Genomic DNA, 14,781 nt, shown 5'->3' on the forward strand with positions numbered 1-14,781 from the left:
CGAGGGGGCGCGGGGTTCCACCCCGCGCCCCTTCGCGTGCGCTAGCCCAGGTCCAGGTGGATCGGGGTGCCCGGGGGGAGGTCGCGGACCTGGACGGCGATCTGGGTGAACAGGGTGCGGTGCACGTCCTTGTCGCTCAGCTCCAGGTTGTCCACCTCGTCCGCGCCGCCCAGGAAGAGCGGGTGGCGGTGGCACACCACCTGGTCGAAGGCGAGCGGGCCGGTCTGCGGGTTGGCGGCGCGCCACTCCAGGTACTGGGCGAGCAGCAGCAGGTCGTCGGCCTCGGCGGCGACCACGTCGTGCCACTCGTCCAGGCTCAGCTCGCTCTCCAGGAACTCGTCCGAGCCGAAGTCCACCGCGGCCACCGTGCCGTCCTCGGTGTTCACCGCGAACTCGCGGCCCAGCCAGTCGAAGGCGAACACCCCGTACCGCTCGGCGAAGCCCGGGACCAGCTCGGCGCAGGCGGCGTTCGCCGAGGCGGCGCTGTCGGCGGTGTGGAACCGGTACAGGCCGTCGGCCAGGGTCGTCCCGCCCATCGGGCCGAGCACGCGGCGGACGGGATCGGGGTACCCGGACAGGTCCCCGGGCCGCGCTTCCCGTGCCGTGACGGGAAACGCGTCGGTGAGAGCAGCGAACATGGGCGAACCCTAAGCGTCCGCCACTCGGCCGGGCGCGGCAGGGGGCCGGACGGTGCGGGATACTGGTGGGCGGCCGGGGTGACCCGGTCGGGAGATGAAAGCTGCAGAAGGGCTCGAAGTGACTGAGATCGAGATCGGGCGAGGCAAGCGCGGCCGACGGGCGTACGCCTTCGACGACATCGCCGTCGTCCCCAGCCGCCGTACCCGGGACCCGAAGGAGGTCTCGATCGCCTGGCAGATCGACGCCTACCGCTTCGAGCTGCCGTTCCTCGCGGCCCCGATGGACAGCGTGGTCTCGCCCGCCCAGGCGATCGCCATCGGCCAGCTCGGCGGCCTCGGCGTGCTGAACCTCGAGGGCCTGTGGACCCGCTACGAGGACCCGCAGCCGCTGTTCGACGAGATCGCCTCGATCTCCGACGAGGTGGCCGCCACCCGTCGCCTGCAGGAGATCTACGCCGAGCCGATCAAGGCCGAGCTGATCAAGGAGCGGATCAAGCAGGTCCGCGACTCCGGCGTGGTCACCGCCGCCGCGCTCTCGCCGCAGCGCACCGCCGAGTTCTCCAAGGCCGTCGTCGACGCCGGGGTGGACGTCTTCGTCATCCGCGGCACCACGGTCTCCGCCGAGCACGTCTCCGGCGCGGCCGAGCCGCTCAACCTCAAGCAGTTCATCTACGAGCTCGACGTGCCGGTGATCGTCGGCGGCTGCGCCACGTACACCGCCGCGCTGCACCTGATGCGCACCGGCGCGGCCGGCGTGCTGGTCGGCTTCGGCGGCGGCGCCGCGCACACCACCCGGGGCGTGCTGGGCATCCAGGTGCCGATGGCGACCGCGGTGGCCGACGTGGCCGCCGCCCGCCGCGACTACATGGACGAGTCCGGCGGCCGCTACGTGCACGTCATCGCGGACGGCGGCGTGGGCTACAGCGGCGACATCCCGAAGGCCGTCGCCTGCGGCGCGGACGCGGTGATGATCGGTGCCGCGCTGGCCCGGGCCACCGACGCGCCCGGCAAGGGCTACCACTGGGGCATGGAGGCGGTCCACGAAGAGCTGCCGCGCGGCAAGCGCGTGGACCTCGGCACCGTCGGCACCACCGAGGAGATCCTCACCGGCCCGTCGCACACCCCGGACGGCACCATGAACCTGTTCGGCGCGCTGCGCCGGGCCATGGCGACCACCGGCTACACCGAGCTGAAGGAGTTCCAGCGGGTCGAGGTGACCGTCAACCCGGCGCTCAACCACCGCTGACGATCCGTCAGTTGACGATTCGGGCCCCCGCCGCCGGCGGGGGCCCCTCGTATTTCCCCGCCCGGGCGGGCCGGGCGGCGGCGAAGGGTGGGGCCGGTTGGCCAGCGGGTGCCCGGACAGGGGATGATGGAACCTCTGGCCGGTAACACACGGGGGAGAGCGCACCGATGACGCAGCCGCAGAAGTCCACCGGCCGTCTGTTGGCGGGGCGCTACCGGCTCAACGACGTGCTCGGCCGGGGCGGCATGGGCACCGTCTGGCGGGCCGAGGACGAGATGCTCGGCCGGATCGTCGCGGTCAAGGAACTGCGGATGACCGGCGCCGTCGACGAGGACGAGAAGCACCGCCTGATCGTCCGCACGCTGCGCGAGGCCAAGGCCACCGCCCGGATCCGGCACACCGCCGCCGTCACCGTCTTCGACGTGGTCGAGGAGGACGAGCGGCCCTGGATCGTGATGGAGCTGGTGGAGTCCCGCTCGCTCGCCGAGGTGATCAAGGACGACGGCACCCTCACGCCGGTCCGGGCCGCGGAGATCGCGCTCGACCTGCTGGGCGTGCTCGGCGCCGCGCACGCCCAGGGCGTGCTGCACCGCGACGTGAAGCCGTCCAACGTGCTGATCGGCGAGGACGGGCGGGTGGTCCTCACCGACTTCGGCATCGCCAGCGTCGAGGGCGACACCTCGATCACCTCCACCGGCATGCTGGTCGGCGCCCCCTCCTACATCTCGCCCGAGCGGGCGCGCGGCCAGAAGCCCGGCCCGCCCGCCGACCTCTGGTCGCTCGGCGGCACGCTGTACGCGATGGTCGAGGGCAAGCCGCCGTACGACCGCGGCTCCGCGCTGGCCACGCTGACCGCCGTGATGACCGAGGAGCTGGAGACGCCGGCGAACGCCGGCCCGCTGGCACCGGTGATCGAGGGCCTGCTGGCCAAGGACCCGGCCGAGCGCCTCGACGCGGCGGCCACCCGGGCGATGCTCAAGCGGATCGTCGCGGACGGCGCGGCCCGCGCGGAGGCGACCACGCAGCAGGCGGTGCCGGCCCCGGTGGCGGCCGCGGCCGGGGCGGCGGCGTCCGGGTCGGCTGCGAAGGCGAAGGCCGACGGCGCGGCGAAGGCCGGTGCCGAGCAGGCCTCCCGCGCCCCGCAGGGCGCTGCGCGGCCCGCGACCGCCTCGCGGGGCGTGAGCGTCCGGCGTGCTCCGGGCGCGGTCCGGGGCGGGAGCGCCGCCGGCGGTGCGGTGGCCGCGGCGGGCGGTGCGGGCGGTGCGGGCGTTCCGCACGGCGCGGACGTCGTGAGCGGCGCGCCCGCTCCGGCGGCCGGCGTCGGCGCGCCCGGCGCGGCGAACGCCGTGGTGGAGCCCGCCGAGGCGGAGACCGGCCTGTTCGCCGCGGTCGGCGTCCGGCTGACCGCGGACCGGCGGCGGACCGCGCTGCTCGCCGGCGCGGCCCTGGTCGCGGTCCTGGCGCTGGTCGCCGGGCTGGTCGCGCTGCTGGGGGACGGCGATCCGGACGGCAGGACCTCCGCCGACGGCGCGCCGGCCTCGGCCTCGGCCCAGGCGTCGGCCGCCGGTACCGCCGGTACCGGTGGGACGGGCGCCTCGGGCACCCCGGGCGCCCCGGCGAGCCCGGCGGCCTCGACCCCGGCCCCGGCGGCCTCGCCGCAGGGCGGTGGCTCGTCGCAGGGCGGCGGGGCGGCGTCCGGGGGCACCTCGGCGGGCGGCACGCTGCCGGCCGGGTTCGCCACCTTCAAGGACGCCTCGGGCTTCTCCATAGCCCTGCCGGACTGGCTCGCGGACAAGGGTCCGGACTACGACGAGACCAGCCGGCGTTTCGAGGGCCGCGGCGTGCGCCTGGTGATCGACTGGCGGAGCCCGGCGGGCGGCAGCGCCCTGAAGGACTGGCAGGACTCCGACCGGTCGGCCAACTTCAGCAACTACCGGCGGGTCCGGGTCGAGGGCATGACCTTCCGGACCTGGACCAACGCGGCCGACTGGGAGTGGACGTACTCCGGCAAGAGCGGCGCCACCCAGCACTCGCTCAACCGGGGCTTCGTGACCGGCGGCGGCAAGTACGGTTACGCGATCTACTGGACCATGCCCGAGTCGGACTGGAGCCTGCCGGCCAACTCGCAGGCGCGGCAGGTCTCGTACGACACCTTCGAACCGGCGCCGTAGCGCCGGCGCGGCCGGCCCGAGGGGTGCGGGCGCGGCGGTACGGCGGCGGACGGCGGCCGTTTCGGCGGCGGGCGCCGTACCCTGGCCCGAGAGGGCGGCGGGGAGGGATGGGAATGCGAGCGGTCCCGGGGCAGGTGGTGGGCGGGCGGTACCGGGTGACGGACCGTCCGGCCGAGGTGCCGGCGCACCCGTCGGCGGGCGTCCCCGCGCGGGACGCGGTGGGCGGCGCGCTGGTGACGCTGTCCGCGCTGGAGCTCCCCGAGTTCCTCGACCCGCTGCGGCCCGAGATGGAGGAGCAGCCCGGCCAGGGGCCTCGGGTGGCCGAGCGGGTGGCCGCGGTGGCCGCGGCCGCGCCGGACCATCCGCGACTGCTGCGCGGCCTGGGGGCGGTGCCCGAGGGCGGGCTGCTGTGGGTCGCGGAGGAGCGGCTGCCGGGTGAGCCGCTCTCCCGGCTGGCCGGCAACGGGCCGGTCTCCCCGTACCGGGTGGCGGAGATCGCCGCGGACCTGGCGGGCGCGCTGGAGGCGCTGCACCGCACCGGTCTGACGCACGGCAACCTGACCGCCGAGGCGGTGGTGGTGTGCGAGGACGGCGCGGCGGTGCTCGGCGGGCTGCTGCGCGGCGCCGCGGAGGAGGAGCTCTGCCAGGCGGTCGGCGGCCCGGTGCCGCGCCGGGTGTACGAGGCCCGGGCGCTGCTGGTGGGGGCGCGGGCGGAGCGGTGGCCGATCGACGCGGGCGCGCCGGCCGACTGCTGGGCGCTCGGGGTGCTGCTGTACCGGCTGCTGTCCGGGTACGGGCCCTACCCGGAGCAGGACCTGCCGACGCTGCTCGGCGCGGTGCGCGACGGCCGGTTCCGTCCGGCGGACGGCTGCGGGGTGCTGCGGCCGCTGGTCGAGCGGCTGCTGCAGCCGGAGGCGGGGCTGCGGCCGGACGCGGCGGCGGTGCGGCAGGAGCTGCGGACGGTGCTGGCGGGTGCGCCCGAGCCGTTCGGCGCGGGGGCGGTGCCGGCGCCGCTGCTGCCGGTGCTGCGGCCGCCGGCCGGTCCGCTGGTGCCCCGGCCGCGCGGGGCCCGGGCTGTGCGGCGGACGGATCGTCAGGGTGCGGAGCACCGCGCCGAGGTGGAGCTCCGGCGGCCGCCGCGGGTGCCGCCGGCGCTGCTCGGCCCGCTGCTGGTGGGCGGGGTGGTGCTGGCGCTGGTCGCGGCGCTGGCGGCAGTGGTGGCGTTCGCGGGCTGAGCCGGGCGCGGTCGCGCCGCGGCCACGGTTGCGGGACGGGCCGGGGCGACCGTACGGGCGTGTGATGTGCCGCATAGGCTGGGCCCGGAAAGAGACGTTGCGGTGACTGCGGTGCACCGGCCCTCCGCCGGAGCGGCGGCGGGGTGATGAGGGGGAGCGGTCGCCAGATGGGTTTTCAGGACCAGTCGACGGGCCGGGTGCTCGCGGGCCGGTACGCGTTGGGGGAGCGGCTGGGCCGGGGCGGGATGGGGACCGTCTGGCGGGCTCGGGACGAGATGCTGGACCGGGAGGTGGCGGTCAAGGAGCTGACCGTCAGCCACCTGTCGGAGGAGGACCTGGAGATCCTCCAGTCCCGGATGAAGCGCGAGGCGAGAGCCGCCGCGCGGATCAAGCATCCGGGGGTGATCACCATCCACGACGTGGTGGAGCAGGACGGCCGCCCGTGGATCGTGATGGAGCTGGTGGACGGCCGCCCGCTGTCCGCCGTGGTCTCCGAGGACGGCGCGCTGAGTCCGCGCGAGGCCGCCGAGGTCGGGGTGCAGGTGCTGGCCGCGCTGCACCGGGGGCACCAGCTCGGTGTGCTGCACCGGGACGTGAAGCCGGCCAATGTGCTGCTGGAGCACGGCACCGGGCGGGTGGTGCTGCTGGACTTCGGCATCGCCAAGTTCGAGGGCGCGGGCATCGAGCTGACCCGGCCGGGCGATCTGGTCGGCTCCCCGGACTACCTCGCGCCGGAGCGGGCCCAGGGCCACCGGCCGGGCCCGGCCTCGGACCTGTGGGCGCTCGGCGCGACGCTGTACACCGCGGTGGAGGGGACGTCCCCGTTCCGCCGGGACACGCCGCTGGGCACCCTCGCGGCGGTGGTCGACGAGCCGCTGCCGGAGTCGCACCGGGCGGGCGCGCTGGCGCCGGTGCTGGCCGCACTGATGGGCAAGGACCCGGCCGGGCGGCCGGGCGCGGACGAGGCGCTGCGGATGCTGCGCGAGGTCGCGGCCGGGGCGACGCTGGGCATCCGGGCGTCCGGGCCGGGCCCGGCGGAGCCGTCCCGGGTGCCCACCCAGTACGTGCCGGTGGTGGACCGGGTCGACCCGCCGGCCGCCGGACCCGCGGCGGACGGGGCGGCCTCGCCCACCGCCGCCACCGCACCCGCCGTCCCGGCCGTCCCCGGTGTTCCCGGTGTCCCCGGTGCTCCCGGTGCTCCCGGTGCTCCCGGTGTTCCCGCAGGTCCCGGGGCTCCCGGCGCGACCGCGGCCGCCCTGCCGGGCGCGCCGACCGAGCAGGTCCCCGCGGTGGGCCCGCGTCCGGCCCGTCGTCGGCGCCGGCTGCCGGTGCTGCTGGGCGGCGCGCTGGTGCTGGCCCTGGTCGCGGGCGGCGGCGCCTGGGCGGTGCTGCAGAACCGCGCCGAGGGCCCGGGCGGCGACCCGAACCCGTCGGTGACCGCGGTGGACCCGATCGCGTCGGGCGACCCGGCGCCGGCCGGCTGGACCTGGCGGGACGACGTCGAGGGTTTCCGCTTCCTGCTGCCCACCGACCAGCAGTGGCTGCGCACCGAGGAGAACGGGCAGGTCTACTACAGCCCGGACGCCAAGGTGCACTACCTGCAGTTCGCGGTGACGGTCGGGCAGCCGCTGACCCCGCGCGAGCACTTCAAGGAGATGGAGACGGCGGTCAGCAAGAGCCTCAAGGACTACCAGTCGCTGAGCATGTCCGCCGCCCGGATCAACGACCGGGAGGGCGCGGTGTGGGAGTTCTCGTACACCGCGAAGGACGGCTCGCGCCGGCGGGCGAAGGAGGCGGAGTTCCGGGACACCGACGGCACCTCGTACGCGGTGTACATCTCCGGTCCGGAGAAGGACTGGACGGCGCTGCAGCGCCGCTTCACCACCGTCCTCAACAGTTTCGCGCCCACCCGCTGAGGTAACTCCGACACAGAGCATTTCCTGTTACCGACGGGTACACAACGGCGCGCGGAGCGCCTAGGGTGTCCGCCATGACGGACATCTCGGCAGACGCACAGGCCCCCGCCGCCGGCACGGCCGGGCGCAACCCCGCGGCCCCCGGCGGCGGGCGCACGGTCGGCGCGGCGGTCACGCCCGCCGTGATCGCCCGGCTGGCCCGGGGCGTCACCGCGGACGGCAGCGCCGGTACCGCCGACACCATCGCCCCGCTGACCGGCGAGAAGCTGGCCGAGCTGCCGCTCTCCGGGCCGGTCGACGTCGAGCGGGCCTTCCGGCAGGCCCGGGCGGCGCAGCCGGCCTGGGCGGCGCTGCCGGTGCGCCGGCGGGCCGCGGTGCTGCTGCGCTTCCACGACCTGCTGCTGAAGCGGCAGGACGAGGTGCTGGACCTGATCCAGGCCGAGACCGGCAAGGCCCGGCTGCACGCCTTCGAGGAGGTGATGGCGGTCGCCTCGGCCGCCCGCCACTACGGCCGCAAGGCCGCCTCCTACCTGCGCGACCGCCGCCGCGGCGGCGCGGTGCCCGGCCTGACCAGTGCCGTCGAGGCGCGCCGCCCCAAGGGCGTGGTCGGCCAGATCTCGCCGTGGAACTACCCCTTCGAGCTGTCGGTCGGCGACGCGCTGCCCGCCTTCGTGGCCGGCAACGCGGTGGTCAACAAGCCGGACACCCAGACCGCGCTCACCGCGCTGTGGGCCCGCGAGCTGTTCGTCGAGGCCGGGCTGCCCGCCGAGATCTGGCAGATCGTGCTCGGCGACGGCCCGGTGGTCGGCCCCGAGGTGGTCGACCGGGCCGACTACGTGGCCTTCACCGGCTCCACCCGCACCGGCCGCGAGGTCGCCCAGAAGGCCGCCGCCCGGCTGGTCGGCGCCTCCCTGGAGCTCGGCGGCAAGAACGCCATGCTGGTGCTGGCCGACGCCGACCTGGACAGGGCCGCCGAGGGCGCCGTCCGGGCCTGCTTCTCCTCCGCCGGCCAGCTGTGCATCTCGATCGAGCGGCTGTACGTGCACCGCTCGGTCGCCGAGGACTTCCTGGCCCGGTTCGCCGCCCGCACCGCCGCGCTGCGGCTCGGCGGCGGCCTGGCGTACGGCGCCGACATGGGCTCGCTGGTCTCCCCGCGCCAGCTGGAGACGGTCGGCCGGCACGTCGAGGAGGCGGTCAAGGCCGGCGCCACCGTGCTGGCCGGCGGCCGCGCCCGCCCCGACCTCGGCCCGCTGTTCTACGAGCCGACCATCCTCGACGGCGTCACCCCCCAGATGGCGGTCTGCGCCGAGGAGACCTTCGGCCCGGTCGTCTCGATCTACCGCTTCGACACCGACGACGAGGCGGTCGCCGCCGCCAACGCCACCCCGTACGGCCTGAACTCCAGCGTCTGGACCAGGGACACCCGGCGCGGCCGGGCGGTCGCGGCCCGGCTGCGCACCGGCACGGTCAACGTCAACGAGGCGTACGCGGCCGCCTACGGCTCGGTCGCCTCGCCGATGGGCGGCATGGGCGAGTCCGGCCTCGGCCGGCGGCACGGCTCCGAGGGCATCCTGCGCTACACCGAGGCGCAGACCGTGGCCGTGCAGCGGATCCTGCCGATCGGCCCCTCCATGGGCCTGGACGACGAGGCGTTCGCCCGGCTCTTCACCACCGGCCTGAAGGCCATGAAGGCGTTCCGGCTCAAGTGAACGACCACCACACCCAGAAGCAGGAGTCGGTCATGACGGACAGCGGTTTCGACTACGACGTGGTCGTGGTCGGCTCGGGATTCGGCGGCGCGGTCTCCGCGCTGCGGCTCACCGAGAAGGGCTACCGGGTCGCGGTCCTGGAGGCCGGGCGCCGCTTCGGCCGCGACGAGCTGCCGAAGAACTCCTGGGACACCAGGAACTACCTGTGGGCCCCGGCCCTGGGCCTCTACGGCATCCAGCGGATCCACCTGCTGCGCAACGTGCTGATCCTGGCCGGCGCCGGCGTCGGCGGCGGGTCGCTCAACTACGCCAACACCCTGTACGTCCCGCCGAAGCCGTTCTTCGAGGACCGCCAGTGGGCGCACATCACCGACTGGCAGGAGGAGCTCGCGCCCTTCTACGACCAGGCGCAGCGGATGCTGGGCGTGCGGCTCAACCCGACGCTGACCCCCTCGGACGTCCACCTCAAGGAGGCCGCCGAGAAGATGGGCTGCGGGGACACCTTCCACATGGCCCCGGTCGGCGTCTTCTTCGGCGACGGCCAGGACTCCGACGGCGACTCCAAGACCACCCCCGGCGCCGAGGTCCCCGACCCGTACTTCGGCGGCGCCGGCCCCAGCCGCAAGGCCTGCGTGGAGTGCGGCGAGTGCATGACCGGCTGCCGGCACGGCGCCAAGAACATGCTCACCGAGAACTACCTCCACCTCGCCGAGCGGAACGGCGCCGAGATCCACCCGCTGACCACCGTCGCCCGGCTGCGCCCGCACGGCGAGGGCTACGCCGTGGACGTACGGCGCACCGACTCGCGCTCGAAGGACCCGAAGAAGGCCGGCGCCCGCACCATCACCGCCGCCCGGGTGGTGGTCGCGGCCGGCACCTACGGCACCCAGACCCTGCTGCACCGGATGCGCGAGGGCGGCCACCTGCCCGCGATCTCCGGCCGGCTCGGCGAGCTGACCCGCACCAACTCCGAGGCGCTGGTCGGCGCGCAGACCACCGACCGGCGGTACGGGGAGCGGGTCGACTTCACCAAGGGCGTCGCCATCACCTCGTCCATCCACCCGGACGCGAACACCCACATCGAGCCGGTCCGCTACGGCAAGGGCTCCAACGCGATGGGCGCGCTCTCCATCCAGCAGGTCCCCGGCGCCGGGCGCGGCCCGCGCTGGCTGCGGTACGCGCTGACCGCCGCCCGCCACCCGTGGATCTTCGCCCAGTCGATGAACCAGCACCGCTGGTCCGAGAAGATCATCATCGGCCTGGTGATGCAGTCGCTGGACAACTCGCTCACCGTCTCGCTGAAGAAGTCCGGCACCGGCAAGGGCAAGCTGACCTCCCGCCAGGGCCACGGCGCACCCAACCCGACCTGGATCCCGGCCGCCGAGGAGGGCGCCAAGGCGCTCGCCGAGTCGATCAACGGCTTCCCCGGCTCCACCGTCGGCGAGATCTTCGACATCCCGATGACCGCGCACTTCCTCGGCGGCTGCCCGATCGGCGACAGCGCCGAGACCGGCGTCGTCGACCCCTACCACCGCCTCTACGGCTACCCCGGGATCAGCGTGGTGGACGGCTCCGCGGTCTCCGCCAACCTCGGCGTCAACCCCTCACTGACCATCACCGCCCAGGCCGAGCGCGCCATGTCGATGTGGCCCAACCGCGGCGAGGCCGACCCGCGCCCCGCCCAGGGCGAGGACTACCGCCGCGTCCGGTCGGTCGCGCCGGAGCGGCCCGCCGTCCCCGAGAACGCCTTCGGCGCGCTCAGGCTGCCGCTGCTCGCCGTCCCGGAGGTGCCGAAGCGCACCGAGGCCTGAGCGTCCGACAGCCCCCGCGGCCCCATGGGATATAACAGCCCTTCCGGTGAACCACAGGGCTACGGGGCGGGGGCGGGACGGCATGGCGATCTGCATGGTCTGCGGGGCGGGCTCACCGGAGGGCACCCGGCGGTGCGCCTCCTGCGGCACCGCCTTCGCCACCGGTGACGACTCCGGCCCCGGCGCCGTCCTCGGCGGCGCCGGGCCGGCCATCGGCGAGGTGGTGGAGGAGACCGGCGGCGCACCGGCCACCTCGCACTGGGGCAAGGGCGTGGTGCACCACGCCCGCGGCGAGCGCCTGCGCTTCGACCGGGCCTGGCTCGTCGCGCCCCGCACCCTGCTGCTGCCGACCGCGCTGCTGCTCGCCCTCCCGCTGCTCCTCGCCGGTGCCGCGAGCGGCTGGCTGATCCGCAGCGGCGGAGACTACGCGGAGCACTACGGCACCTGGCTCGCCTTCGTCCTCACCGCCTTCGGGGCGCCGTGGCACTCGACCGTCGTGTTCGAGGGCGGCGCGGTCTCCTTCGGCACCACCACCGAACTGCGGGCCGTGCCGCTCGTGGTGTCGCTGGGCTGGCTGCTGCTGCTCCGCCTCACCGTGCGGCGGGCCCTGCGCGCCCGGGTCCGGGCCGGCGCCGCGCCCTCGCTGCGCGAGGCGGGGGTCGAGGCAGCCCGGACCGCCCTCGCCGCGGGCCTGATCGCCTGGCTGCTGGCCACCGTCGGCGGCGTGCGGATCGCGGTCGGCACCGACGAGGACATGGACCGCTACACCGGGATCGACGCGGGGGCGGTGGCCTGGCAGGCGGCCCTGACCTTCGCCCTCGCCGCCGGCCTGCTCGCCTTCGCCACCTACGGCCGGGACGCGCTGCGCGCGGAGGCCGGCCGGCGCCGCGCGCTCGACGGCTGGCTCACCGCGGCGGGCATCTCGGCCCGGGCGGCCGCGGCCACCCTGGGCCTGGCCGCCGTGGTCGGCTGGGTCTTCGCCGCGTTCGACGGGGAGAGCTGGACCCGCTCGCTGCTCGGCGCGAACGTCGGCATGTTCGTGCTGGGCCTCGGCTCCGGCGCCGAGGCCATCGCGCCCGAGGGCGGCTATCTCGGGACCGGCGAGCAGGTTTTCGTCTCGCTGTTCGACCTCGACGGCAGGTCCCCGCACCTGTGGTGGCTGGTGCTGCTGCCACTGGCCTGCGCGGTGCTGCTCGCGGTGCTCGCCCGCCGCGCGGCCCTCGGCCCGGCGGACCGGCTGAAGCTCGCGGCGGTGCACGGCGCGGTGCTCTGCGGGCTGACCCTGGCGGCCTCGGCCACGCTCACCTTCTCCCAGGACAGCCCCGACGAGTTCGGCGCGGAGGCCGTCCGCAACGGCCAGTCGGTCGACCTCTCCACCGGGTGGGCGGCGGGAACCGTCCTGCTGGCGAGCGTGTTCTGGGCCGCGCTCGGCGCGTTCAGCGGGGTCTCCTCGCTCCGGCCCGCGCCGCCCGTCGTCCCGGCGGAGGGGGCGGAGCCGGCCCAGGTCGAGCAGGTCGGGGCGGTGCTGCCGGACGAGCCGGCGCCGGTGCCCGCGCCCGCCGGCGGGGACGCGCACGCCGCCTACCGGCGGCCGGTCGGCGACTGAACCCGCGCGGGGCGGCCGGCGGAGCGGCCGGGCAGGGCAAAGGGCCGGGCAAAGGGCCGGGCAGGGCAAAGGGCCCCGCGGGGGAACGGGGCCCTTTGTCGCTCAGCACGCGGCGTCAGGGCTGCGCCGGTGCTGGGGTGACGGCGCCGGGGGAGGAGCGCCGTCTCGTCGAATGGTCTGTGGCACGCGCGCGGACCGTGGGGCTCACGGAGCGTGAGGTGATAACCGTTCTCGTCAACGGTCTTCGGGTGGACCGGATCGGTGGTCCGGTGGCCCCCCACATCAGCATCGTGCTGGAAGAAGGCCGTACTGTGCAACCGATTCGACGCACTTCGGCACAGTCCAATTTCGGACGGGCCGCCCCGGACCGGCCCGTCCGGGAGCCGACGGGCAGTCACGGTGCGTAGTACTCGGCAGGTGGGGGCGCACTGGGGCGTACGCCGGGGCGGGCGGTCCGAAGGGGTGTGGCGGCCGGCACCGGTACCGGCCACCACACCCCCGGGTCCGCCCGGTCGCGGTCGGGGGTCGCTGTCCCCTGCTGACCCGACCGCAGCACCGGAGCGCGGTCCCACGGCGGGCCCGTGCCCGCCACGCGCACCGGTGGACCGGAGTGTTGATCCACGCGTGGTTCTCCGTACCCACCGCCCGCTTCCTGGCTGGCCGCGCGGCGGTCGTACGGTCTGCCGGGTGCAACGATTCGGCACCCCGGCCGGTCACGGCGCGCCGGGTCGGCAGACGAGTGAACCGGGGGCGTTCGAGCAGCCCGGTAGACTCGACCCCAGACACTCCCCACACCGCTGCCGGAAGGCCGTCCGTGTCCTCTGCTATTCCCGTTCAGTCCGTACCTGAGAACGACACCGTCCTGGTGGTCGACTTCGGTGCCCAGTACGCCCAGCTCATCGCCCGTCGGGTGCGTGAGGCGAGGGTCTACAGCGAGATCGTGCCGAGCAGCATGCCGGTCGCCGAGATGCTCGCCAAGAACCCGAAGGCGATCATCCTCTCCGGCGGTCCGTCGTCGGTCTACGAGGAGGGCGCGCCGCAGATCGACCGGGCGCTCTTCGAGGCCGGCGTCCCGGTCTTCGGCATGTGCTACGGCTTCCAGCTGATGGCCGTGACGCTCGGCGGCACCGTCGACAACAGCGGCGCCCGCGAGTACGGCCGCACCCCGCTGTCCGTCTCCCGCACCGGCTCCACCCTGTTCGAGGGCACCCCGGCGCAGCAGTCGGTGTGGATGTCGCACGGCGACGCCTGCTCCGCCGCGCCCGAGGGCTTCACCGTCACCGCCTCCACCGACGTGGTGCCGGTCGCCGCCTTCGAGAACGACACGCTGAAGCTGTACGGCGTGCAGTACCACCCGGAGGTCATGCACTCCGAGTACGGCCAGCAGGTGCTGGAGCACTTCCTGTACCGCGGCGCCGGCATCGCCCCGAACTGGACCACGGTCAACGTGGTCGACGAGCAGGTCGCGCTGATCCGCGAGCAGGTCGGCGACAAGCGCGCCATCTGCGGCCTGTCCGGCGGCGTGGACTCCGCCGTCGCCGCCGCGCTGGTGCAGCGCGCCATCGGCGACCGCCTGACCTGCGTCTACGTCGACCACGGCCTGATGCGCAAGGGCGAGACCGAGCAGGTCGAGAAGGACTTCGTGGCCGCGACCGGCGTCAAGCTGGTGGTCGTGGACGCCGAGGAGCGCTTCCTGAACGCCCTCAAGGGCGTCTCGGACCCCGAGGAGAAGCGCAAGATCATCGGCCGGGAGTTCATCCGGGTCTTCGAGCAGGCCCAGGCCGACATCATCGCGGACGAGGGTCCGGCGGTGGAGTTCCTGGTCCAGGGCACCCTGTACCCGGACGTGGTGGAGTCCGGCGGCGGCACCGGCACCGCCAACATCAAGTCCCACCACAACGTCGGCGGCCTGCCCGAGGACCTCGAGTTCCAGCTGGTCGAGCCGCTGCGCAAGCTGTTCAAGGACGAGGTCCGGATGGTCGGCCAGGAGCTCGGCCTGCCGGAGGAGATCGTCCAGCGCCAGCCGTTCCCCGGCCCGGGCCTGGGCATCCGGATCGTCGGCGAGGTCACCAAGGAGCGCCTGGACCTGCTCCGCGACGCGGACGCGATCGCCCGCGAGGAGCTGACCGCGGCCGGCCTGGACCGTGAGATCTGGCAGTGCCCGGTCGTCCTGCTCGGCGACGTCCGCTCGGTCGGCGTCCAGGGCGACGGCCGCACCTACGGCCACCCGATCGTGCTCCGCCCGGTCTCCTCCGAGGACGCGATGACCGCCGACTGGTCGCGCCTGCCGTACGAGGTGCTGGCGAAGATCTCCACCCGGATCACCAACGAGGTCCGCGACGTGAACCGCGTGGTGCTGGACGTCACCAGCAAGCCGCCGGGCACCATCGAGTGGGAGTAGTCTCCCCACGCGTTCGAATCGGCCGCGCCGCCGCTCCCGTACGACAAG

9 protein-coding genes are annotated in these 14,781 nt (G+C 74.9%); 8 read left to right on the forward strand and 1 reads right to left on the reverse strand.

The genetic code is table 11. The features are described from left to right. Positions 1–41: 41 nt before the first annotated feature. Entirely contained in the window at positions 42–638 is a 597-nt protein-coding gene (locus ACGFX4_RS05590) for a hypothetical protein (RefSeq protein WP_393070505.1), read from the reverse strand. Between the two features lie 118 nt (positions 639–756). Between ACGFX4_RS05590 and ACGFX4_RS05595 the strand changes: the two genes are divergently transcribed. The 8 genes from ACGFX4_RS05595 to guaA all read left to right on the forward strand — a co-directional run bounded on the left by ACGFX4_RS05595 (position 757) and on the right by guaA (position 14,733). Next, positions 757–1,884, forward strand: a complete 1,128-nt coding sequence (locus tag ACGFX4_RS05595) for a GuaB3 family IMP dehydrogenase-related protein (protein ID WP_345697527.1) — start codon at positions 757–759, stop codon at positions 1,882–1,884. Positions 1,885–2,051: 167 nt separating this feature from the next. Then, positions 2,052–4,055: a serine/threonine-protein kinase gene (locus ACGFX4_RS05600; RefSeq protein ID WP_393070508.1), complete on the forward strand. Its 2,004-nt coding sequence runs from the start codon at positions 2,052–2,054 to the stop codon at positions 4,053–4,055. Between the two features lie 113 nt (positions 4,056–4,168). Then, entirely contained in the window at positions 4,169–5,290 is a 1,122-nt protein-coding gene (locus ACGFX4_RS05605) for a protein kinase (RefSeq protein WP_393070510.1), read from the forward strand. A gap of 167 nt (positions 5,291–5,457) precedes the next feature. Beyond that, complete coding sequence (locus tag ACGFX4_RS05610; RefSeq protein ID WP_393070512.1) at positions 5,458–7,206, forward strand: serine/threonine-protein kinase; 1,749 nt, start codon at positions 5,458–5,460, stop codon at positions 7,204–7,206. A 74-nt stretch (positions 7,207–7,280) separates the two neighbouring features. Then, entirely contained in the window at positions 7,281–8,915 is a 1,635-nt protein-coding gene (locus ACGFX4_RS05615; RefSeq protein WP_393070514.1) for a succinic semialdehyde dehydrogenase, read from the forward strand. Between the two features lie 32 nt (positions 8,916–8,947). Further along, complete coding sequence (locus ACGFX4_RS05620) at positions 8,948–10,726, forward strand: GMC oxidoreductase (protein WP_393070516.1); 1,779 nt, start codon at positions 8,948–8,950, stop codon at positions 10,724–10,726. An 82-nt stretch (positions 10,727–10,808) separates the two neighbouring features. Then, positions 10,809–12,332 carry a hypothetical protein gene (locus ACGFX4_RS05625; protein ID WP_393070518.1) on the forward strand — a complete coding sequence of 508 codons (1,524 nt, stop codon included), beginning with the start codon at positions 10,809–10,811 and terminating at the stop codon, positions 12,330–12,332. An 826-nt stretch (positions 12,333–13,158) separates the two neighbouring features. Further along, entirely contained in the window at positions 13,159–14,733 is a 1,575-nt protein-coding gene (gene guaA / locus ACGFX4_RS05630) for a glutamine-hydrolyzing GMP synthase (protein ID WP_393070721.1), read from the forward strand. The last annotated feature ends 48 nt before the right edge of the window (positions 14,734–14,781 follow it).

Origin of the sequence: Kitasatospora sp. NPDC048365, from assembly GCF_043200835.1 — a bacterium.
GTDB lineage: Bacteria > Actinomycetota > Actinomycetes > Streptomycetales > Streptomycetaceae > Kitasatospora > Kitasatospora terrestris.

Coding starts and splice junctions, on each gene's coding strand:
- ACGFX4_RS05600 (WP_393070508.1), top strand. CDS start 2,052: ATGACGCAGCCGCAGAAGTCCACCGGCCGTCTGTTGGCGGGGCGCTAC.
- ACGFX4_RS05620 (WP_393070516.1), top strand. CDS start 8,948: ATGACGGACAGCGGTTTCGACTACGACGTGGTCGTGGTCGGCTCGGGA.
- ACGFX4_RS05610 (WP_393070512.1), top strand. CDS start 5,458: ATGGGTTTTCAGGACCAGTCGACGGGCCGGGTGCTCGCGGGCCGGTAC.
- ACGFX4_RS05615 (WP_393070514.1), top strand. CDS start 7,281: ATGACGGACATCTCGGCAGACGCACAGGCCCCCGCCGCCGGCACGGCC.
- ACGFX4_RS05605 (WP_393070510.1), top strand. CDS start 4,169: ATGCGAGCGGTCCCGGGGCAGGTGGTGGGCGGGCGGTACCGGGTGACG.
- ACGFX4_RS05590 (WP_393070505.1), bottom strand. CDS start 638: ATGTTCGCTGCTCTCACCGACGCGTTTCCCGTCACGGCACGGGAAGCG.
- ACGFX4_RS05625 (WP_393070518.1), top strand. CDS start 10,809: ATGGCGATCTGCATGGTCTGCGGGGCGGGCTCACCGGAGGGCACCCGG.